Source organism: Pseudomonas sp., assembly GCF_041601375.1.
Classification (GTDB): Bacteria; Pseudomonadota; Gammaproteobacteria; order Pseudomonadales; family Pseudomonadaceae; genus Aquipseudomonas.
Window position 1 is genome coordinate 1 of record NZ_JBFIIG010000065.1, and the last position, 20,356, is coordinate 20,356.

The 20,356-nt window shown below is 65.3% G+C and carries 17 protein-coding genes and 1 pseudogene; 12 read left to right on the forward strand and 6 right to left on the reverse strand.

The annotated features are described in order from the left end of the window. The 6 genes from ABZE94_RS10885 to ABZE94_RS10910 form a co-directional block, all read left to right on the forward strand. On the forward strand, positions 1-824 hold an 824-nt coding region (locus ABZE94_RS10885; protein WP_372875537.1), incomplete at its 5' end, for a MaoC family dehydratase. Positions 825-1,091: 267 nt separating this feature from the next. Then, positions 1,092-1,397, forward strand: a complete 306-nt coding sequence (locus ABZE94_RS10890; RefSeq protein ID WP_372875538.1) for a nucleotide pyrophosphohydrolase — start codon at positions 1,092-1,094, stop codon at positions 1,395-1,397. Next, positions 1,394-2,143, forward strand: a complete 750-nt coding sequence (locus tag ABZE94_RS10895; RefSeq protein ID WP_372875539.1) for a methyltransferase — start codon at positions 1,394-1,396, stop codon at positions 2,141-2,143. The genes ABZE94_RS10890 and ABZE94_RS10895 overlap by 4 nt, the downstream gene beginning before the upstream one ends. Positions 2,144-2,155: 12 nt before the next feature. Continuing rightward, positions 2,156-2,755 (forward strand): DUF4136 domain-containing protein, encoded by a 600-nt coding sequence (locus tag ABZE94_RS10900; protein WP_372875540.1) that lies wholly within the window; start codon positions 2,156-2,158, stop codon positions 2,753-2,755. A gap of 70 nt (positions 2,756-2,825) precedes the next feature. Continuing rightward, a complete protein-coding gene (locus ABZE94_RS10905; RefSeq protein WP_372875541.1) occupies positions 2,826-3,386 on the forward strand; it encodes a DUF4136 domain-containing protein in 561 nt (186 codons plus the stop codon). Positions 3,387-3,553: 167 nt separating this feature from the next. Then, complete coding sequence (locus ABZE94_RS10910) at positions 3,554-4,042, forward strand: N-acetyltransferase family protein (protein WP_372875542.1); 489 nt, start codon at positions 3,554-3,556, stop codon at positions 4,040-4,042. 5 nt (positions 4,043-4,047) lie between these two features. Here ABZE94_RS10910 and ABZE94_RS10915 read toward each other — a convergent pair whose 3' ends face one another. Further along, positions 4,048-4,947, reverse strand: coding sequence for a LysR family transcriptional regulator (locus tag ABZE94_RS10915; protein ID WP_372875543.1), 900 nt, complete (start codon positions 4,945-4,947; stop codon positions 4,048-4,050). A gap of 98 nt (positions 4,948-5,045) precedes the next feature. Between ABZE94_RS10915 and ABZE94_RS10920 the strand changes: the two genes are divergently transcribed. Together ABZE94_RS10920 and ABZE94_RS10925 are read left to right on the forward strand one after the other, a co-directional pair. Further along, entirely contained in the window at positions 5,046-5,918 is an 873-nt protein-coding gene (locus ABZE94_RS10920) for an MBL fold metallo-hydrolase (RefSeq protein ID WP_372875544.1), read from the forward strand. 77 nt (positions 5,919-5,995) lie between these two features. Then, positions 5,996-6,445 carry a DMT family transporter gene (locus ABZE94_RS10925; protein WP_372875545.1) on the forward strand — a complete coding sequence of 150 codons (450 nt, stop codon included), beginning with the start codon at positions 5,996-5,998 and terminating at the stop codon, positions 6,443-6,445. Between the two features lie 94 nt (positions 6,446-6,539). Here the strand turns inward: ABZE94_RS10925 and ABZE94_RS10930 are convergent, their stop codons facing one another. Beyond that, positions 6,540-7,472, reverse strand: coding sequence for an SdiA-regulated domain-containing protein (locus ABZE94_RS10930; protein ID WP_372875546.1), 933 nt, complete (start codon positions 7,470-7,472; stop codon positions 6,540-6,542). A gap of 468 nt (positions 7,473-7,940) precedes the next feature. Here ABZE94_RS10930 and ABZE94_RS10935 point away from each other — a divergent pair, with 468 nt between their 5' ends. The 4 genes from ABZE94_RS10935 to ABZE94_RS10950 all read left to right on the forward strand — a co-directional run bounded on the left by ABZE94_RS10935 (position 7,941) and on the right by ABZE94_RS10950 (position 13,151). Then, the gene (locus ABZE94_RS10935; RefSeq protein ID WP_372875547.1) at positions 7,941-9,428 is read left to right on the forward strand and encodes a SulP family inorganic anion transporter; all 1,488 of its coding nucleotides are present in this window, start codon (positions 7,941-7,943) and stop codon (positions 9,426-9,428) included. 13 nt (positions 9,429-9,441) lie between these two features. Then, on the forward strand, positions 9,442-10,293 hold the full coding sequence (locus tag ABZE94_RS10940) for a universal stress protein (RefSeq protein WP_372875548.1): 852 nt from the start codon (positions 9,442-9,444) through the stop codon (positions 10,291-10,293). Positions 10,294-10,404: 111 nt separating this feature from the next. Further along, positions 10,405-11,526 (forward strand): GGDEF domain-containing protein, encoded by a 1,122-nt coding sequence (locus ABZE94_RS10945; RefSeq protein ID WP_372875549.1) that lies wholly within the window; start codon positions 10,405-10,407, stop codon positions 11,524-11,526. A gap of 500 nt (positions 11,527-12,026) precedes the next feature. After that, entirely contained in the window at positions 12,027-13,151 is a 1,125-nt protein-coding gene (locus ABZE94_RS10950; RefSeq protein ID WP_372875550.1) for a diguanylate cyclase domain-containing protein, read from the forward strand. A gap of 171 nt (positions 13,152-13,322) precedes the next feature. On the opposite strand, the gene ABZE94_RS10955 is transcribed toward ABZE94_RS10950, so the two are convergent. The 4 genes and pseudogenes from ABZE94_RS10955 to ABZE94_RS10970 form a co-directional block, all read right to left on the reverse strand. Beyond that, positions 13,323-15,773 carry a glycogen/starch/alpha-glucan phosphorylase gene (locus ABZE94_RS10955; RefSeq protein WP_372875551.1) on the reverse strand — a complete coding sequence of 817 codons (2,451 nt, stop codon included), beginning with the start codon at positions 15,771-15,773 and terminating at the stop codon, positions 13,323-13,325. Between the two features lie 133 nt (positions 15,774-15,906). Then, complete coding sequence (locus tag ABZE94_RS10960) at positions 15,907-16,644, reverse strand: methyl-accepting chemotaxis protein (RefSeq protein ID WP_372875553.1); 738 nt, start codon at positions 16,642-16,644, stop codon at positions 15,907-15,909. A gap of 126 nt (positions 16,645-16,770) precedes the next feature. Beyond that, positions 16,771-17,892: pseudogene (locus ABZE94_RS10965) on the reverse strand (cache domain-containing protein); the annotation flags it as partial. Between the two features lie 78 nt (positions 17,893-17,970). Continuing rightward, the gene (locus ABZE94_RS10970) at positions 17,971-19,800 is read right to left on the reverse strand and encodes a 7TM diverse intracellular signaling domain-containing protein (RefSeq protein WP_372875552.1); all 1,830 of its coding nucleotides are present in this window, start codon (positions 19,798-19,800) and stop codon (positions 17,971-17,973) included. Between the last annotated feature and the right edge of the window lie 556 nt (positions 19,801-20,356).

A 20,356-nucleotide genomic window follows, 5' to 3' on the forward strand; every position in this document is an offset into this window, starting at 1 on the left:
CCCCACCCGCCCTGCCTGGCCTGTACCTGCGCGCCGCGCTGCGCCATGGGGTGAAAGGCCGCGACCTGCCGAGCCACGGCCTGCGCTGCCAGGTCGACGTCGATCCCGCGCAGCTGGTCCGTTACCGGCAGCTCTGCGCGTTTGCCGACAGCGCCCTGCTGCCGCCGACCTATCCGCATATCCTGGCATTCGCGCTGCAGATGCAACTGCTCACCGACCCGCGCTTCCCCTTCCCGCTCCTGGGCCTGGTGCACCTGGCAAACCGCATCCGGGTGATCCGCCCGCTCGCCGGCCTGGGGCCATTCAGCCTCAGCGTGCACACGGAAAACCTGCGCCCGCACGACAAGGGCGCGGTGTTCAGCCTGATCACCCGCCTGCACGACCAACTCGGCCCGCTCTGGGAAGGCGACAGCCAGATCCTCTGCCGCGCCCTGAAACTGGACGGGGCAACCGTCGAGCGCGAAGCGCAACCCGCCCTAAAGCTGCACGAGGTGGCCAGTTGGCAGGCGCCGGCCAACATCGGCCGGCGCTACGCGCGCATCGCCGGCGACTACAACCCGATCCATCTCAGCACCCTCAGTGCCCGGCTGTTCGGCTTCCCGCGCGCCATCGCCCATGGCCTGTGGAACAAGGCGCGAAGCCTGGCGGCGCTGAGCGAGCACCTGCCAGACGCCGGCTACAGCGTCGAGGTGCGCTTCCAGAAACCGGTGCTGCTGCCCAGCACGCTCTGGCTGCAGGCCAGCGAACCGGCGGCCCAGGGTCAACTGAGCCTCACCGGCAAGGACCAGTTGGCGCATATGGCGGGCAGCTGGCAGTTGATCTGAGAGGCGGTGAAACAACGCGTACCGCGGTGCCGCGCCTTGCCGCGAGCAAAACAACGGAGGCATTCAGCTCAACCCACCAACGATCTGCTGCGCGTCGCGCCCTATGACATTGAAAACGGCTTGGAACAGCGGCCTGCCGCCGACGCGCTTCAGTGAAGGTCGCCTGGCTGTCACTCGTGTCGACCCTTGCGTCTTGTCTGGCGCAGCTCGCGAGATCCTGAACGGATTTTGAGCGACAATGCGCCATCCTTCTGCGTGGGAAGCCGCATGAACCTGACCGAACTCACCGCCCGCCTGCACGCCATCCGCGACCGCAACGACTGGCAGCAATTCCACAGCCCGAAGAACCTGGCCATGGCCGCCAGCGTGGAGATGGCCGAGCTGGTGGAGATCTTCCAGTGGCTGAGCGAGGCGCAGTCGCGCCAGCTCGCCCCGGAGCAGCTGCAACACGCCGGCCAGGAGGTGGGCGATATCCTGCTCTACCTGTTGCTGCTGTGCAGCGAACTGGGGATCGACATGGAGCAGGCGGTGCGTGCCAAGCTGGCCGACAGCGAACGGCGCTTCGCACCATGAGCGACCGGCATTTCGATGAACTGGCGACGCGCTTCGCCGAGAAGATCTACGGCGGCGCCAAGGGCGCGATTCGCCTGGCGGTGCTCCAGGCCGACCTCGCCGAAGCCCTGCCGGATCGACCGCTACGGGTGCTGGACATCGGCGCGGGCCTCGGCCATATGGCGCTGTGGCTGGCCGAGCGCGGCCACCTGGTAACCCTCGCCGAACCCGCCGAACCCATGCTCGCCGGTGCCCGTGCGCGCTTTGCCGGGGCCGGCCAGCCGGCGAGCTTTATCCAGGCCCCCTGGCAGGACCTGCTCGGCCAGCTCGAACAACCCTACGACCTGGTGGTCTGTCACGCGGTGCTCGAATGGCTGGCCCAGCCGCAGGCCATTCTGCCGGTGCTGCACCAGCTCTGCGCGCCCGGCGGCTGGCTGTCGCTGGCCTTCTACAACAAGGACGCACTGATCTACCGCAACCTGCTCAAGGGCCACTTCCGCAAGCTGCGCAAGGCCGAATTCGCCGGGGAAAAACAGAGCCTGACACCGCAGCGACCTATAGATCCGCGCGAACTGGCGGCGCAACTCGAGGCGCATTGGCAGGTCGAAAGTCAGAGTGGGGTGAGGGTTTTCCACGACTACATGCCCCATGAGTTCCAGGCCAAGGCCGAACTGATCGACCTGCTGGAAATGGAGCTGGCCTACCGCCGCCACCCGAGCTTCGCCGGCATGGGCCGCTACCTGCACTGGATCTGCCGACCGCGCTGAAGGGAGGCATCGATGAACCCTGTTGTGCCGTTGCTGTTGCTGGTGGTGCTGCTGCTGGCCGCCTGTCAGGGCCACAACCCTTATACGGCGCAGTCCAGGCCGTTGCCGCCGGCCCCCGTGCCTGCCGGCAGCCAGCTGGACCTCAGCGCCTACCCCGCCCCTGCACGTGACTTTGCGCGCTACCGCAACTGGGCCTGGCGCGAACAACCGGCCGGTAGCGCCTGGGCCAGTTCGGCCCTGGTCCAGGAGGCGCTGAGCAACGCCCTCGATCAGCGCGGCCTGCGCCCGGCACCGCCTGACAGCGCCGCCGACCTCGAAGTCAGCACCGAAATGCGCCTGCAGCGGCGCATTCGTCAGGTCGCCGATCACTATGGCGGCTATTACGGCCATGGCCGCTATTGGCACGACTACGGCCTGTGGGGCAGAGCACCGCTGGCGCGCACCTATGTGGAAGAAGTGCTGGTGGTGAATATCGACCTGTTCGACGGCCAGGACGGTCAGCTGGTGTGGCGCGGCAGCGCCGAAATGCTCAGCGACGGCAGCCAGGCCGAACGCAGCAAGGCGCTGCGAGCGGCCCTACGCCGGGCTCTGGAGAATTATCCGCCAACCTGATACACAATAACCATCGGCTCTTGGCGCACGCCCCCGCGTGCATTCGCCCAAGAACCCTGGAGGTTCGATCATGCGCTTGCATCTGATGCTGATTCCCGTGCTGCTGTTGCTCGGCGCCTGCCAAACCACCCAGCTCGATCGTGACTTCGACCCGAACCGCGACTTTGCCGCCTACCGCAGCTGGAGCTGGCAGGAGCCGGCCGTGCAATACCGCCCCGACGACCCGCGCCTGAAGAGCGACCTCACCGAGCAGCGCATCCGCGCCGCGATCGGCGAGCAGCTCGACCAGCGCGGCCTGCGCCCGGCGCCCGGCGGCGCAACTGGCGACCTCGAGGTGCAAGCCTGGTTGATCGTCGATCGGCGCCAGGATCAGGTCACCAGCCATTACGGCGGTTACTGGGGCGGCCCCTGGCACGGCTACTGGGGCGGCCCGGTCTACAGCGAAACCCGCACCCTGGATTACCGGGTCGGCACCCTGCAGATCGACCTGTACGACAGCAAGGACGGCAAGCTGGTCTGGCGCGGCAGCGGCGAACGGACTCTGCGCGGCAGTCAAGCGAACCCCAGCGAACGCAGTACGCAGATTCGCGAAACGGTAGCCAAGATCCTCAGCCAATACCCGCCGCACTAATAAATAGTGCCGAGCGCTTGACCGGCTGATCCCTCGGCGCAGCGAATGCGTACCGTAGCCGGATAAGCTCCAGCGTAATCCGGGGAGCGCTCCCGGATTACGCCCAGGCTTATTCGGCGACCAAGCAACCTACTCGAATGAATCTTATGCCCTAACAAGGATGTCCGATGACACAAACCGCCCTGCTGACCCACCGTCCCGCCAGCGCCGCCGATCTGTCGGCCATCGTCGAATTCCCGCAGAACGCCCAGGAGCTGTTTTTCAGCTATCCGAAGGCCGACTGGCCGCTGAGCGTCGGTCAGTTGGCCGCGGCCATGGCCGAGCGCCGCGACAGCACCGTGGTGCTGCTGAATGACCAGGTCGCCGGTTTCGCCAATTTCTACCAGTGGCAGTACGGCGACTTCTGCGCCCTCGGCAACCTGATGGTCGCGCCCTGGGCACGCGGCCAGGGCGTGGCGGGCTACCTGCTGACGGTGATGGAGCAGCTGGCGCGCGACCACTACAAGGCCACGCGCATGCAGGTGTCCTGCTTCAACGCCAACAGCGCCGGGCTGCTGCTCTACCCCAAGCACGGCTATCGGCTCAGCGGCCTGGTCGAACGCCGCGATCCCCATGGCGCTCGGGTGGCGCTGCTGCAGTTCGATAAAGCGCTGTAAGCCGCTCAGCGATCCCAGTCCGGCTTCGCGGCAAGCCGCTCGAGCAGAAAATCCAGCAAGGCGCGAAGTGCCGGCGGCATTTGCCGGCGACTGCCGTAGAGCGCATGGATTCCCAGCTCCTGCGGCTGGTAGTCGGGCAGCAGCTGCACCAGCGCCCCCGAACGCAGCAGCGCGCTGACCGAGTAGAGCGGCTGCAGGCTGATGCCCGCATCGGCCAGCGTGGCCTCCAGCAGGACCATGGATTCGTTGGCGCTGAGGTTGCCGCCGACGGAGACGGCGAAAGGCTCGCCGTCGCGCTGGAACTCCCAGATGCTGCGGCCGAAATAGGCGTAGCTCAGGCAGTTGTGCTGGGCCAGGTCCGCGGGCTGCTGCGGCGTGCCGTGGCGTTTGAGATAGGCCGGGGTGGCGCACACCGCCGAGCGGCATACCGCGAGTTGGCGGGCGATCAGGTTGGGGTCGAGTTGATTGGTGATGCGCAGCGCCAGGTCGACTCGCGCCTCGACCAGATTGACCGCCTGACTGTCGATCAGCAGGTCGAAACCGACCTGCGGGTACCGGCCGATGAATGCGTTGAGCTGGTGCACCAGCCAGGCCTGGGCGAAGGATTGGCTGCAGGCGATACGCAGGTTGCCGCGTGGGGCGAGGTCGCTGCCCGAACTGATGCCTTGCATGGTTTCGGCCACCGCGAGCATTTCCCGGCACTGCGGCAACAGTTGTTCGCCGATGCCAGTCAGGCTCAGTTTGCGCGTGCTGCGGTGCAACAGACGCGCGCCGACCCAGCTTTCCAGCTCGGCGAGATAGCGCGAGACCATCGCCCGCGACATCTCCAGCGCCTCGGCCGCCGCGGTTTGGCTGCCCCTGTCCACCACTTCGACAAATACCCGGGTTGCCGTCAGCCGATCCATTATTCGCTCGATATACGCAATAAACATGCACAGCTTAAGGGGCTTTTTGCACCATTTAAAGCAACTAATATCCCTCCACCACTCAAACGGAGGTCAGCATGTCCACTACCCGTATCGTTCGCCAACTCGTCGCCGGCGCCGCTTTGCTCGCCGGCGCCAGCGCCGCCCTGGCGCAACCGCTCAGCGTCGAGGTGTACAACCCCGGCGAAAGTGCCATCTTCCCGGTCACGTCGACGCTGATCAGCGGCGAGCGCGAAGCGATCTTGATCGATGCGCAGTTTTCCACCCGCGAAGCCCAGGAGCTGGTCGAGCGCATCCAGGCCAGCGGTAAAACCCTGACCACCATCTTTATCAGCCACGGCGATCCGGATTTTTACTTCGGTCTCGACACCCTGACCCGCGCCTACCCCGAGGCCAAGGTGCTGGCCACGCCAGAGACGGTCGCCTATATCGAGAAAACCCGCGCGCTAAAATTGGCGTATTGGGGACCGATCCTCAAGGACAGCGCACCGCAGCGCACCCTGGTGCCGCAAGCTCTGCAAGGCGATAACCTGACCCTGGAAGGGCAAAGCCTGCAGTTGATCGGCCACGACCTCAAGCACACCAGCCTGTGGATCCCCAGCATCAAAACCGTGGTCGGCGGGGTGCTCACCTACGCCAACATCCACCCCTGGATCGCTGATGCGCAGACCGTCGAGGCTCGTCAGTCCTGGCTCAAGGCCCTCGACCAACTCGAAGCCCTGCAACCGACCGCACTGATCCCCGGTCATTACCTGGGCCAGGCCAAGCTGAACCTCGACGACCTGCGCTTCACCCGCGACTACCTGCTGACCCTGGAAGCCGAGTTGCCGAAAGCCAAGGACAGCCAGAGCCTGATCGCGGCAATGAAAGCCCAGTACCCGGCCTTGCTCGACGCCAGCAGCCTCGAATTGAGCGCCAAGGTGCTCAAGGGCGAGATGCAGTGGCCATAGCAGCAGTGCCAAAGAGCTGACCGAGCAGACAGACATTGCGGCATAATCGCCGGCCTCGCGCCAATGGAGATGCCGCAATGCCCGCGCCAATCTGGTGGTTACTCGCCCTGCCGTTCGTTGCCGGCGCCTGCCTGCCGTTGCAAGCGGGGATCAACGGCCAACTGGCCAAGCAGGTGTCCAGCACCCTCAGCGCCGCCTTGATTTCCTTCCTGGTCGGTAGCCTGGCGCTGCTATTGATGGTCCTGGTCCAGCGCGAAGCGCCCAGCCTCAGTGCCCTCAAGGGCCTGACCTGGTGGCATTGGAGCGGCGGCCTGCTCGGCGCCTTCTTCATCTTCGTCGCCGCCTTCGCCGGACCGCGCATCGGTGCCCTGCTGCTGATGGCGCTGGTGCTCGCCGGCCAGTTGGGCATGGCCCTGACCCTGGATCACTTCGGCTGGGCCGGCTTTCGCGAAGCGCCGATCAGCCTCGGCAAGATCGGCGGCTTGCTGCTGATAGTCGCGGGGATCTGGTTGATCCGGCGGAGTTGAGCGCGGCAAGAGCGCTCCCGGATTGCGCTGGCGCTTATTCGGGCTACGGGCTGCGCTTTGTGCGCACCATTTGCCACCCGCTCGCATTGCTGCGCTAATGGCGCTCGAAGCGATAGAACAGGTTGGGTTCGCTGACCAGATAGAGGTTGCCGCGATCGTCGAAGGTCATGCCCTCGCCCTGGGGCACGCTGTCCTGCAGGCCGGCGAAACCGCCGAGCAGCGAGCGGAAGCTGATCAGCTTGCCCTTGCCATCGAGTTCCACCAGCACCTTCGACTCGTCGCTGAGCAGGGCCAAGTGGCCGGTGCGCGGGTCGTAGTGCACCGAGGACAGATCGGTGGCGAAGACATTTTCGATCCAGGCCTCGCGGTCGATCACTTCGAGGTTGAAGTCGCCCTCAATACTCGCTTTCAGCCCGCGGATTTCGTAGAGCTTGCGCGGTGAGTGCTCCTTGACCACGAACAGCCGATCGCCGGCCCGGTCATAGCCGGCGCCCTCGAAGCCCTGGTTGCCGCCCGCTTCGATACCCAGGGTCAGTGCCCGGTAATCCTCGCGAAACAAGGCGCCGGACCGCTCCGGCACCTTGACCACCACCAGCGCCTGGTTGCGCTCCTCGGCCAGCAGCAACAGGTTGTCGCCCAGGTAGGTGATGCCTTCCACATCGCTGAAACCACTGAGCGGATAGCGCGCCAGCAGCTCCCCCTCCGTGCTCAGGGCAAGCAGCTCTTCCGGGTTGTTGACCACCGCCCAGAGCTGGTCGCGGCGCTCGTCATAGGTCAAGCCGGAGAGGTTATCGCTGACCCCCGGCACGGACTTGGCGTCGATTCGCACCCAGTACTCCGGTAGCCACAGGCTGCGCTTCTCCCACTCGGTTTCGTGCCAGGAGGTCTGGATCCAGAAATACAGGCGGTCATCCAGGTGCAGGCTACGCACTTGATAGGCCAGGGTCAGCAGGATCAACAACAGCGCCCATGTCCATGAGCTTAAAACAGGCAGCCGTCCTAGCATCCCCTTGGCAGTTGACATCATCGACAGTCACTCTCGCGGACAGATGGGCAAAGGCAGTCTGTCCCGCGATTGTTGCAATCCGCGCAGCTCAGCAGCGTTCAGCACGCGAACGCACAGAATCGAAACCCCGCACCAGTTCGGCGCACGTATTCGATCATGCGCGGCCGGCCAAGTTCAGCCGCGCGCCGCAGATCACCCGCGCGGGCTGTGCGCCCCACCTGACTGTGTTAAGGTGCGCGACCTTTTTGCCTATATGGATAGAGACAGGTCGTCATGACACTGGCCCAACCATTGCGCTGGCTGCCTAAGCCGCCTTAGCGTTACGCCCCCTCCTGCATAGCCTCGCCGGTTTCCCGGTCGCGCGGCTGTGCGCCCTTGCCTAACCGAGCGCCGTTCGGTCATGCGCCTGTTTTATTGTTCAATCCGCCTTCACCCAGTCCGCCCGGCACTTGCGCGCGCCTGCGGAACCCAGCCCTTTTGGAATACGCCATGCTGCAAAGTCTGAAGAACACCTGGTTTTTTAATGTCCGCGGCGACGTGCTCGCCGGTCTGGTGGTGGCGCTGGCCTTGATCCCGGAAGCCATCGCCTTCTCGATCATCGCCGGGGTCGACCCCAAGGTCGGTCTCTACGCCTCCTTCTGCATCGCCGTGGTGATCGCCTTCGTCGGCGGCCGCCCGGGCATGATCAGCGCCGCCACCGGGGCCATGGCCCTGCTGATGGTGACCCTGGTGAAAAACCACGGCCTGGAATACCTGCTGGCCGCCACCCTGCTGACCGGCGTGCTGCAGATCGGCGCGGGCTACCTCAAGCTCGGCTCGCTGATGCGCTTCGTCTCGCGCTCGGTGGTCACCGGCTTCGTCAACGCCCTGGCAATCCTGATCTTCATGGCCCAGCTGCCGGAGCTGACCGGCGTCACTTGGCACGTCTACGCCATGACCGCCGCGGGGCTGGGCATCATCTACCTGTTCCCCTATGTGCCGAAACTCGGCCAGCTGATCCCCTCGCCGCTGGTGTGCATCCTCTCGATGACCGCCGTAGCCATGTATTTCGGCCTGGACATCCGTACCGTCGGCGACATGGGCGAGCTGCCCGACACCCTGCCGATCTTCCTCTGGCCGGACGTGCCCCTGACCTTCGAGACCCTGGCGATCATCTTCCCCTACGCCGCCGCCCTGGCCGTGGTCGGCCTGCTGGAGTCGATGATGACCGCCACAATCATCGACGACCTGACCGACACCAGCAGCGACAAGAACCGCGAATGCAAGGGTCAGGGCGTGGCCAACATCGCCTCCGGCCTGCTCGGCGGCATGGCCGGTTGCGCGATGATCGGCCAGTCGGTGATCAACGTGAAATCCGGCGGCCGTGGCCGCCTGTCCTGCCTGGTCGCCGGCAGCGTGTTGTTGCTGATGGTGGTGTTCCTCAGCGACTGGGTCCGGCAAATCCCCATGGCCGCGCTGGTGGCGGTGATGATCATGGTGTCGATCGGCACCTTCAGCTGGGACTCGATCCGTAACCTCAAGCAGTTCCCGCTGTCGACCAATATCGTCATGCTCGCCACGGTGGCGGTCACCGTCTTCACGCACAACCTGGCCTATGGCGTGTTCGTCGGCGTGCTGCTGGCGGCGATGTTCTTCGCCAACAAGATCGGCCACTTCCTCTATATCGACTCCGCGGCCGACAACGCGGGTACTCGACGCACCTACACTGTAGTGGGCCAAGTGTTCTTCAGCTCTGCCGACAAATTCGTCTCTGCCTTCGACTTCAAGGAAGCCGTCGACAAGGTGATCATCGATCTGTCCCGCGCACACTTCTGGGACATCACCGCCGTCGCTGCCCTGGACAAGGTGGTGCTCAAGCTGCGCCGCGAAGGCACCGACGTCGAGGTGCTCGGCCTCAACGAAGCCAGCGCCACCATCGTCGACCGCTTCGGCGTACATGACAAACCCGATGCCGTCGATCAACTGATGGGCCACTAACAAGGAGCACGACATGACCCACGTAATGGCTTGTATCGATGGTTCGCAATCCGCCACCGGCGTCTGCGACTATGCCGCCTGGGCCAGCCAGCGCCTTGGCGCACCGCTGTGCTTCCTGCATGTCCTGGATCAGGTGCAGTACCCGCAGCCAAGCGACCTCAGCGGCACCATCGGCCTGGGCAGCCGCGAACACCTGCTGGATGAACTGGCGGCGCTCGACGAGAAGCGCAGCAAGCTGGCCCTGGAGCAGGGCCATCATCTGCTCGAAGCGGCCAAGGCCCGCGCCAGCGCGGCCGGCGTCAGCGATGCCCAGCTGCGCCAGCGGCATGGCGACCTGGTCGAGAGCCTCGCCGAATTGCAGCAGGACATCCGCCTGCTGGTGATCGGCCGCCAGGGCGAAACCAGCGACAACCTCAGCCAACTGGTCGGCAGCCACCTGGAGAACGTCATCCGCACCCTGCAGCGGCCGATCCTGGTCAGCTGCGGCGAATTCAAGGCGCCGCAGAGCTACCTGTTCGCCTACGACGGCAGCGCCACGGCGCGCAAAGGCATCGAGATGATCGCCGCCAGCCCGTTGTTCAAGGGCCTGCCGTGTCACCTGCTGATGGTCGGCGCCGACACCAGCGACGCCTGGGAACAGCTCAAGGCCGCCGAGCGGGTGCTGCAGGGTTCGGCCAGCGCGGTGCACCTGGCGATCCGCGCCGGCGAGGTCGAGCCGACCCTGCACGCCTACCAGGCCGAGCACGGCATCGACCTGCTGGCCATGGGCGCCTACGGCCACTCGCGGATTCGCCAGTTCCTGGTCGGCAGCACCACCAGCCAGCTGCTGCGCTCCAGCGTCAGCCCGCTGCTGATCCTGCGCTAGGGCAGAACGCGTCGCCCAGCACCGGGCGACTCGCGTGATGATGGCAAAGTGGCGCTCCAGGCCGGACTGACGCACTATGGCCGGGCCCAGCCGTTTTTGTGATCACACACTATGAGCAACCTCGATGTACCCCGTGAGCCCCAGGCCTTCGTGCTCTGGCGCGAAGCCCAGGACACGCGTATCCGCACACGCCTGGGCGGTATCTATTACCTGCTGGCGTGGTTGCTGACCTGGCTGTTTAGCGATGCCCCAGCAGACCTGCTGGCCTGGGGGCTCGCCGGGGTCGCCTTGTTCGCCCTGCTGCTCGCGCTGCGCCTGCTCCATCGCCTGCCCGCGCAGGAGACGCCGCAAGCGCTGCGCAGCTGGATCGACCGCCATTGGGGCTTGGTCCTGCTCACTGCGCTGGCCTGGGGCCTGGTGCATGCCTGGGCCCTCAACGACCCGGCATTCGCGAGCTCCCGGCTGATCGCCACCCTCAGCACCATCGCCTTCAGCACGGCGGTGGCCTTCAATTTCTCGATGCGCAAGGGCCGCGCCATCGTCGCCCTGCTCCTGCTCTATCTACCCGGCCTGGCCACACTGGCCGTGGATTGGCACGAACAGCAGGCGATCCTGATCACCTTGGCCTTCTACCTGAGCTACCTGGTCCTGGCGCTCAACCGCAGTCACCGCGAGTACCGCAACACCCTGGCGCTCGAACTCGAGCTGCTGGAACAACAGCACCGCCTGGAACAACTCATCCGCACCGACAGCCTGACCCAACTGGGCAATCGCTATCAGTTCAACAGCCTGTTTCCGGTGATGGTCGCCAGCGCCCAACGCCAGCGCGATCCGATGTCGCTGGTACTGCTGGACATCGACTTCTTCAAGCGCATCAACGATCAACACGGCCATGCCTGCGGCGACGCCTGCCTCAGCGCCTTTGCCGAACGCATGCGTCAGGTATTCCGCCGCGGCAGCGATGCCCTGCTGCGCCTGGGCGGCGAGGAGTTCGGCGTACTGATGCCCAATACCACACTGGAACAAGCCTGCCTGCTGGCTGAGAGCTTTCGCCTGGAACTCAGCCGACAAGGCTTCGACGTGCAAGGCAACAGCCTGCCACTGACCGCCAGCCTCGGCGTCGGCTGCTTCGATCCGCAGCGCGACGACAACGCCGAAGCCTTCTTCAAGCGCGTCGACGATGCGCTCTACCAGGCCAAGGGCGCAGGCCGCAATTGCCTGGTCCTGGCCTGACGATGACCCGCTTGCTTCGGCGCCACTACTGACCAAGGGGTTGGGCATTCTGGAGTGGCGACCCGAACGCAGGAGGGGTCGGGCCGCGTAGGTTGAGCGCAGCGATACCCATCGCCGCCAGGTTCGGCAACTGTTCAGCGCGCGCCTTAACCCGCCGCACGCGGCCCCCCACAGCGCTGAATGGCTGCGGGCGCAATGGTGGGTTACGCGGTGCGAATACCCTGGCTCGGTTCGAGTGCAACTTACCGCTCACCCACCCTGGGGTATCGCAGAGCTTGCGCCTCGATTGCCGCTCACGTTTCGCACGATAGTTGCTGAGCGCTTGTGAAAAAACGCTCGTGTACTGCTGCAGCCCAAGCGCCTCGCGACGGCGCTCGATATGTTCACAACCGCTGAGCGATCACCGAGCATTTTTCCCGGTGCAATGACCGCGGGATCGGCAAAGGCGAATAGCCATCGTTCGACTAGGCTGAAATCGTACCTTTGCGAGTACGGCGCCGATGAAACCTGAGCCTGCGGCCCCCAGCACCCGCCTCAGTTTGTGGCGGGAGGCAAGCGACACCCATGTCCGCTCCAGGTTTGCCGGCTATTACTACCTGCTCGCCTGGGGATTGCTCTGGTTTACCAGCAGCGAGCCCTGGAAGAACCTCTGGGCGTGGGGCGGCGGCAGTCTGTTGCTGCTGCTGTTTTTCGCCCTGCGCAGCCGCCATCGCCCATCCGCAGAGCTCGACCCGGCGCAACTGCAGCACTGGCTGGATCTGCACTGGCTCACCATCCTCCTCCAGTCGCTGACCTGGGGCCTGATGCTGGCGGGCCTGCAGTTGCTCCCCGAGATAGCCGCCTCGCACCTGCTGACCATGCTCATCGCGGTGGTGTTCGCCACGGCTCTGGCGTTTACCTTCCCGATGCGCATGGGCCGGTGCACGCTGGCCATCCTGCTGACCTACCTGCCCAGCACGGCGGTCAAGTTCCACCTGGGCATCGGCGATATCGGCGAATCCGTGGCATTGGTGGTCTACCTGGGCTATCTGGGTCTGTTCCTCTATCGCTGGAACCGCGAGTACCGCATCGGCCTCGAACGCGAACTGCGCCTGCTGCAGCACGGCGAACAGCTGGACCGGTTGAGTCGCACCGACGCCCTGACCGAACTGGGCAATCGTTATCAGTTCAACGCCCTGCTGCCTGCCTGGCTGGCCAACGCGCGCCGACAGAACAACCAGCTGGTAATGGTTCTGCTGGATATCGATTATTTCAAGACGGTCAACGACCGGTATGGCCACCGTACCGGCGACCTCTGCCTGCAGGCCTTCGCCGAACGCATGCGCCAGGTGTTTCGTCGCGACAGCGATATCCTGCTGCGCCTGGGCGGCGAGGAGTTCGCCGTGCTGATGCCCGACACCGCGCTGGAGCAGGCCATCCCGCTGGCCGAGCGCTTTCGCGTCTCGCTGGTCGAGCAGCCCCTGAACGTACAGGCGCAAGTACAGGAGCTGCCACTGACCTGCAGCCTCGGCATCGGCCACTTCCTGCCACTGTGCGACGACTCGGCGGAAACCTTCTACAAACGGGTCGACGACGCCCTCTATCGGGCCAAGGCCAGGGGCCGCAACCGGCTCGAACTGGCCTAGGAGGCTGTCAGCGAATGGCCGTCGACAGCAAATAGTAGGTTGGCGCTGAGGAACGAAGCCCAACAAAACCAACCCGTTGGGCTTCGCGGCGCTCAGCCTGCGCGGCCCGGCCTGCGCGGCCCGGCCCAACCTACAAAGGTTCACATGCTCGTCCAGGCTCCTGGGAGCCTCTCAGTCCAGCACCCGCCAGATATCGCTGGCGTACTCGCGGATGGCACGGTCGGCCGAGAACCAGCCCATGCGCGCGGTGTTCAGCACCGCCGAGCGCCACCACTGCTTGGGCGTGCGCCAATGCGCATCGACCAGGCGCTGGCGATCCCAGTAGGCATCGAAATCGGCGCAGACCATGAAGTAGTCATGCCCGCGCAGGCCGTCCACCAGGCCGGCATAGCGGGTCGGCTCGTCCGGCGAAAATACCCCGCTGCGAATCGCCAGCAGCGCCTCGGAAAGCCGCGGCGAGGCGGCAATGGTCGCCTCGGCATTGAGGTCGCCGGCGCGCTGGCGCGCCTCCACCTGGCGCGCGGTGAGGCCGAAGATGAACATGTGCTCGTCGCCGATCCATTCGCGCATCTCCACGTTGGCGCCGTCCAGGGTGCCTATGGTCAGGGCGCCGTTGAGAGCGAACTTCATGTTGCCGGTGCCCGAGGCCTCCAGGCCGGCGGTGGATATCTGTTCGGACAGGTCGGCCGCCGGGATGATGCTCTCCGCCAGGGTAACGTTGTAGTTGGGAATGAAGACCACCTTCAGCAACCCACGCACCGTGGGGTCGGCGTTGACCGTGCGGGCGATGTCGTTGGTCAGTTTGATGATCAGCTTGGCCTGCCGGTAGTTGGTCGCCGCCTTGCCGGCGAAGATCTTCACCCGTGGCACCCAGTCGGTACTCGGATCGGTGCGTATCGCCTGGTACAGCGCCACGGTGTGCAGCAGGTTGAGCAGCTGGCGCTTGTACTCGTGGATACGCTTGACCTGCACGTCGAACAGCGCATCGGGGTCGATGGCGATCCCCAGGCGCTCGCGCACCAGCGCGACCAGGGCCTCCTTGTTGTGCCGCCGCTGCGCGGCGAAGCGCTTGCAGAAGGAGGCCTTGTCGGCATAGGGCTCGATATCCCGCAAGCGGGTTTGCGGCGCATCCAGCAGCTCCACACCGCCGGCTTCGACCAGCAACTCGGTCAGACGCGGATTGGCCTGGTACAACCAGCGACGAAAGGTGATGCCGTTGGTCTTGTTGTTGATCCGCGTCGGGTACAGCCGGTGCAGCTCGGCGAACACGGTGTTGCGCATCAGCTGGGTGTGCAGCGCCGAGACGCCGTTGACGCTGTGGCAGCCGAGGAAGGCCAGGTTGCCCATGCGCACGCGCCGCCCCTGTTCCTCCTCGATCAGCGAGACGGCCCGCAGCAGCCCGAAATCGTGGATGCCCTGCCCGCGCAAGGCATCGATATGCCGAGCATTGATCAGGTAGATGATCTGCATGTGGCGTGGCAGCAGGCGCTCCATCAGCGCCACCGCCCAGGTTTCCAGCGCCTCGGGCAGCAGGGTGTGGTTGGTGTAGGCGAGCGTGCCGGTGGTCAGCGTCCAGGCCTGCTCCCAGGGCAGGTCGTGCTCGTCCAGCAGCAAGCGCATCAGCTCGGCCACGGCAATCGCCGGGTGGGTGTCGTTGAGCTGGATCGCCGCCTGCTCGGGCAGCGTGAGCAGGCTGCCGTGCTGCGCCAGATGACGGCGCAACAGATCCTGCAGCGAGGCGGAGACGAAGAAGAATTCCTGGCGCAGGCGCAATTCCTGACCGGCCGGGCTGCTGTCGGTCGGATAGAGCACCCGCGAGATGCTTTCGGCGCGCGCCACCTCGACCACAGCGCCTACGTGATCACCGGCATGGAAGCGTTCCAGATGCAGGTTCTCCTCGGCCCGCGCACGCCACAGGCGCAGGGTATTCACGCTGGCCCCGCGCCAACCGACGATCGGCGTGTCGTAAGCGATGGCACGCACCGTCTCGCCCGGCTCCCAGGTCTGGCGGACGACCCCCTGCCCATCCACCTGCGTCCTCACCGCGCCGCAGAAACCAATCGGGTAGTTCACCTCGGGCCGCTCGAACTCCCAGGGATTACCGAACTCCAGCCAGTTCTCGGCCTGCTCCTGCTGCCAGCCATCGACGATCTGCTGGCGGAACAGCCCGTGTTCGTAGCGGATGCCGTAGCCATGCGCGGCCACGCCGAGGGTCGACATGCTCTCCATATAGCAGGCGGCCAGGCGGCCGAGGCCGCCGTTGCCCAAGGCGGCATCCGGCTCCAGGGTGCGGATCCGCTCGAGGTCCACCCCCAGCTCCGCCAAGGCCGCGCGCGCCACCTCCAGCAGGCCCAGGTTGCTGAGGTTGTCGATCAACAAGCGGCCGATGAGAAACTCCAGCGACAGGTAGTACACCCGCTTCTGCCCCTCGCGGTAGACCTGCCGGGTGTGGTCCATCCACTGGTCCACCAGATGATCGCGGGCGGCCAGGGCGATGGCCTCGAACCAGTCGTGGTCGAAGGCGTGCTCGGGATCCTTGCCCACCGCATAGGTGAGCTTGGCCAACACGGCGGTGCGAAAGGCCGCCACTTTTGCGGCGGGAACCAGCGACTCCTGAGACATGGACGGCGACCTCGGCGGCAGGTGGACGAACAACGGTGGGCGGGCCTCGCTTAAACTCTAGTCGATTCGACCCTGGGTCAGCGACGCGGGTTCAGCGTTGTGTCGCGCCAGGGTCTGCCGGCCGGCGGACGCCCTACAGCCGGAAACGGCCCATCTGCCGGGCCAGGTCGGCGGCCAGGCCACTCAGGGCCTGGCAGTCTTCGCGACAACTGCGCACCTCGCCGGCGGTGGCCTGCGCCAGGTCGGCGATGCCCTGGACGTTACGGTTGATCTCCTCGGTCACCGCCGCCTGCTCCTCGGTCGCCGTCGCCACCTGGGTGTTCATGTCGCTGATCCTCTCCACCTGAACGGCGATCGCGCCGAGCGACTGGCCGGTGCGCTGGCTGGCCTCGACCCCGGTGCCGGTGGCCGCCTGGCCGGCGTGCATGGAGCTGACCGCGGTGTCCGCGCCCTGCTTGAGACGCTGGATCATCTGCTGGATCTCGTCGGTCGAACCCTGGGTGCGGCTGGCCAGGGTGCGTACCTCATCGGCGACCACGGCGAAGCCGCGGCCCAGCTCGCCGGCCCGCGCCGCTTCGATGGCGGCATTCAGCGCCAGCAGGTTGGTCTGTTCGGAAATTCCGCGAATCACCGCCAACACCTGATCGATCGATGCGACCTGCTCGGCCAGCTCGCCGACCGCCGCGGCCGCCTCGCCGATGTCCGCCGACATACGCTGGATATGCCCGATCGACTGACCGACCACCTGACGCGCCTGCTGTGCCTCGTCGCGCGCGCTGTGCGAAGCCTGTGCGGCGCTGCTCGCATTAGCTGCGATCTCCTGCACGGTCAGGCCCATTTCATGCACTGCGGTGGCGACCATCTCGGTCATTTCCTGCTGCTGGCCGGCGCGCCCGGCAGTGCTCTCCACCACCTGCGTGACCTGGCCGACCGCAGTGTGCAGCCGCTCGCTGGTGGCCAGCACTGCGCCGATCAGCTCGCGCTGACTGCCGACAAAGCGGTTGAAGCCACGCGCCAGATCGCCCAACTCATCGGAGCGCGACTCGTCCAGGCTGCGGGTCAGGTCGCCGCCGCCACTGCCGATCTCGAGCAACGCCGAGGTCACCTGGCGAATCGGCCGCACCAGACCGCGTGCCAGCAGCACCACCAGGCCGAGGAACAGCAGCGCCACGCCGATGCCGCTCAAACTGGTCAGCCACAACGCCTGCCTCGCCTCGGCATAGATTTCCGCCTCCGGCACCTCGCTGACCAGCAGCCAGTCCAGGCTGGCGAGTTTTTGCACCACGGCCAGGTAGGTTTGCCCCTCGCGCTCGAAGCGCACCGCGGTGCTGGCGCCGCCGAGCAGCTCCTGCGCCGGGCCGGCGCCGAACAGCTCGCGCAGCTGTGCGCTGCCGTTCAGTTCGGCCCGCGGATGGATCTTCACCGCGCCCTGGCCATCGACCAGAAACACCCGGCCTTGCTCGCCGAAACGAAAGTCGCCGATCATCTTCGACATGGCCTCGAGGCTGTAACCCAGCCCGGCAACCCCCAGGGTCTGGCCATCGCGCTCGATCCGCTGATTGATGAACAGGGTTGGCTGGCGGGTGGTCTTGTCGATATCGATTTCCAGCACCCGGTCGCGCTTGCTGTCGACCAGCGTGAAGAACCACTGGTTTTCCGCCTGATTGCGCTTGAGGGTGCGCACCAACCCGTCGCCGGTGGTGTAGTGGCCGCTGTGCAGCGCGACAATCGAGGTAGTCAAGGCATTCTGCTGGGCGCGCACGCCAGCCAGGTAACGGGCGAATTCACCGCGCCGGGCGTCGTCCTCCCCCGCCGCAAGCCAATCCTCAACCAGGCTGTTTTCGGCGATCCCGGCATTCGCGGTGATCGGTGCGCCAAGCACCCGCTCCAGGTCGTTGCGGATCGACGACAGCCGAGCCGGCAGCGCCTCCTCCACCAGATAGTGCTCGGTCAGGCGATTGACCAGCGCCGAATAGATGCCCACCACGATCAGGATGCTGGCGAGCAACGCCGCGCCCATGCCGAGGATCAGTTGCCATTGAACGCTGCGCTGCCAGAGGTGCATGGAAAGCCCGCCACTATTATTGTTGTGAATTAACCGATAAATCGAATACAGCATTGTGCACAATTTTTCAGATTGTGACAGCTATCAGAGGTTTATCGAGCACCCACAACCACAACCGGACGAACAGCCAACTCATGACGAATACAGCACCACCCCCTGCTTGCCGCTGCGCTTGCGTTGATACATGGCCTGATCGGCCTGACGCATCAGGGTTTCGCTATCCGGCGCGATACCGTCGCTGAAACTGATGCCGATACTGGCGCCAACGCTGACACGTTGCTCCTCGAGCACCACCGGCAAACCGATGACGTGCAGCAGGCGCTGCGCCAGCACCAGGACTTCCTGTCGCTCATGGATGCCTTCGCTGAGCAGAATGAATTCATCGCCGCCCAGCCGGGCGACCAGGTCGCTGCCCCGGGCAAACGCCTGCAGCCGCGCGGCAACCTCGATCAACACCCGATCGCCGACCGCATGTCCCCACTCGTCGTTGATGTCCTTGAAGCCATCCAGATCGATCAACACCAGCGCCAGCAACTCGCCGCGCCGTCTGGTGCGCAACATGGCCTGCTGTAGATGGTTGGCCAGGGCGGTCCGATTACCCAGCCCGGTCAGCGGATCCTGCATGGCCTGCGCTTCCAGCCGGGCATTGGCTTCGGCGAGCGCATCGGTGCGCTCGGCAACCCGCTGCTCCAGTACCTTTTCCTGCTCCAGCGCGGCGGCCAGCGCCTGCTTCTGCGCCTCTTCCTGCAGCCGTTTGAGCTGATTGAAGCGCGCCGCCAGCCCCAGCGAGAGCAGCAACATCTCCATCGCCGAGCCAATCTGCATGGCGTTGACGGTGACGAAATTGGACGGGATCAGACCGAAATTACGCAGCGCCAACAGGGTGCCGCCGATCAGCAGCGCCAGCCAGGCCAGGACGAAGATCCGCGCCCCGGGGACGCGCCTGGCCACACAGATCAACCCGCTGACCAGCAGCACCACGGTGGTGATCAGGCCGGCAATGGACATCAACTGCAGCGCTCGCTGCACCTCGATCGCCAGCGTGGCCAGGGTCGCCAGCGCCGCCAGACCGGCCCACACGCACAGGCAACGGTCGAGCCTTGGCGCGCGCCGTGCGGTATCCAGAAACGCCCGGGCAAACAGCACCCCAAGCGTGGCCGCCAGGCTGAGTGCAAGGGGCAGCAGGCGATTGCCCAACGTGCCCAGATTGGGCCACAGGTATTGGGCGCCCAGGCCGTTGATGGCCAGTACGCCGACCCCGAAGCTGGCGACAAAACACACATACAGAATGAACGAGCGCTCGCGCAACACCGCGAACAGCAACAGGTTATAGCTGCCCAATGCCAGTACTGCGCCGAAATACAGGGCCAGCACCACATAGCCCTTCTGGCTGTGTTGCTGGAAGTCCGCCGCTGGCCATAACTGGCTGCCCAGGGTCAGGCTGCCCTCGGAATGAGCACGGATGAACAGCCTGCGCTGCTCGCCGGGCGCCAGACGCAGGGCGAACAGCGGGTTGCGGTGACCGATGCTGCGCTCGCCGTAAGCCAGGGTGTCGCCGGAATGCTGAACCTGGATGCCGTCCGCGCCGACGCTGTAGAGGCTGACCCGATCGAGCGAGGAGTAGCGCATCTCGATCAGCCAATCGCTGAGTTCGTCTGCCGTGGAGACCAGATCGAAGCTCAACCAGAGGTGATCGTGGGTATAGCCGAAATTCAGATCGCGGCGCTCACTGGCCGAGCGAAATTGCTCGGCCCGCTGCACAACCTGCTCGATCTGCAGACTGCCCGTCGGGTCACGCAGATAGCGGATGTAGGGCTGCAAATCGATGGCCGACTGGCTGCCATCGATCCGCAACACCGGCGGCTCGGCCGCCGCCATGGGGCTGATCAGCACCAGCATGCAAGCCAGCAGACGCAGACGCAGACAGACGAAAAAACCGGCAATCGCGAATTTACCCGGCAAAGTCACCACTCCCCTAGCCGCAGGCCTCTGATAGCATCGTGCCACTCGCTGGGGATAGAAGATAGTTCAGCAGGACGGCGAACGCGTCAGACAACGCCTGGTCACCCGCACTGAGCGGGTAACGGCCACTGCGGCTGGAGGCGTGGTTGAAGTCGGCCTCGGCCGCGTCGCCCAGCGGCTGACCATTGACGAACCAGCAGTGCCACCCCGCACCGGCTCGTCTTTCGGCAAGGGCAAGGGGAACAGGTGGTCGTCGCGCCACAACAGAACCGACAGCAGCGCCGCCAGCACCAGCCAGGGACGACGAAGCCCCGGCCACAGGCGCTTCCAGCCCGCTGCAACGGCCTCGCGCGGGGCCTCCTGCACGGGCTGCGGCGGACGCTCAGCCCTGCCCCGCCAATACTTTTATAAGCGCGAATCGCCAATAAACCGTCACAAAAAACCGCTCATCCGATTGCCGTCAAATTTACACTGTTTCAGCTCTGATACAGCTTTACAGGGCCTCTGTTCCCTTCTAGACCAATAGCACACCGACATTGAAAGTGGTGTGCGCCCC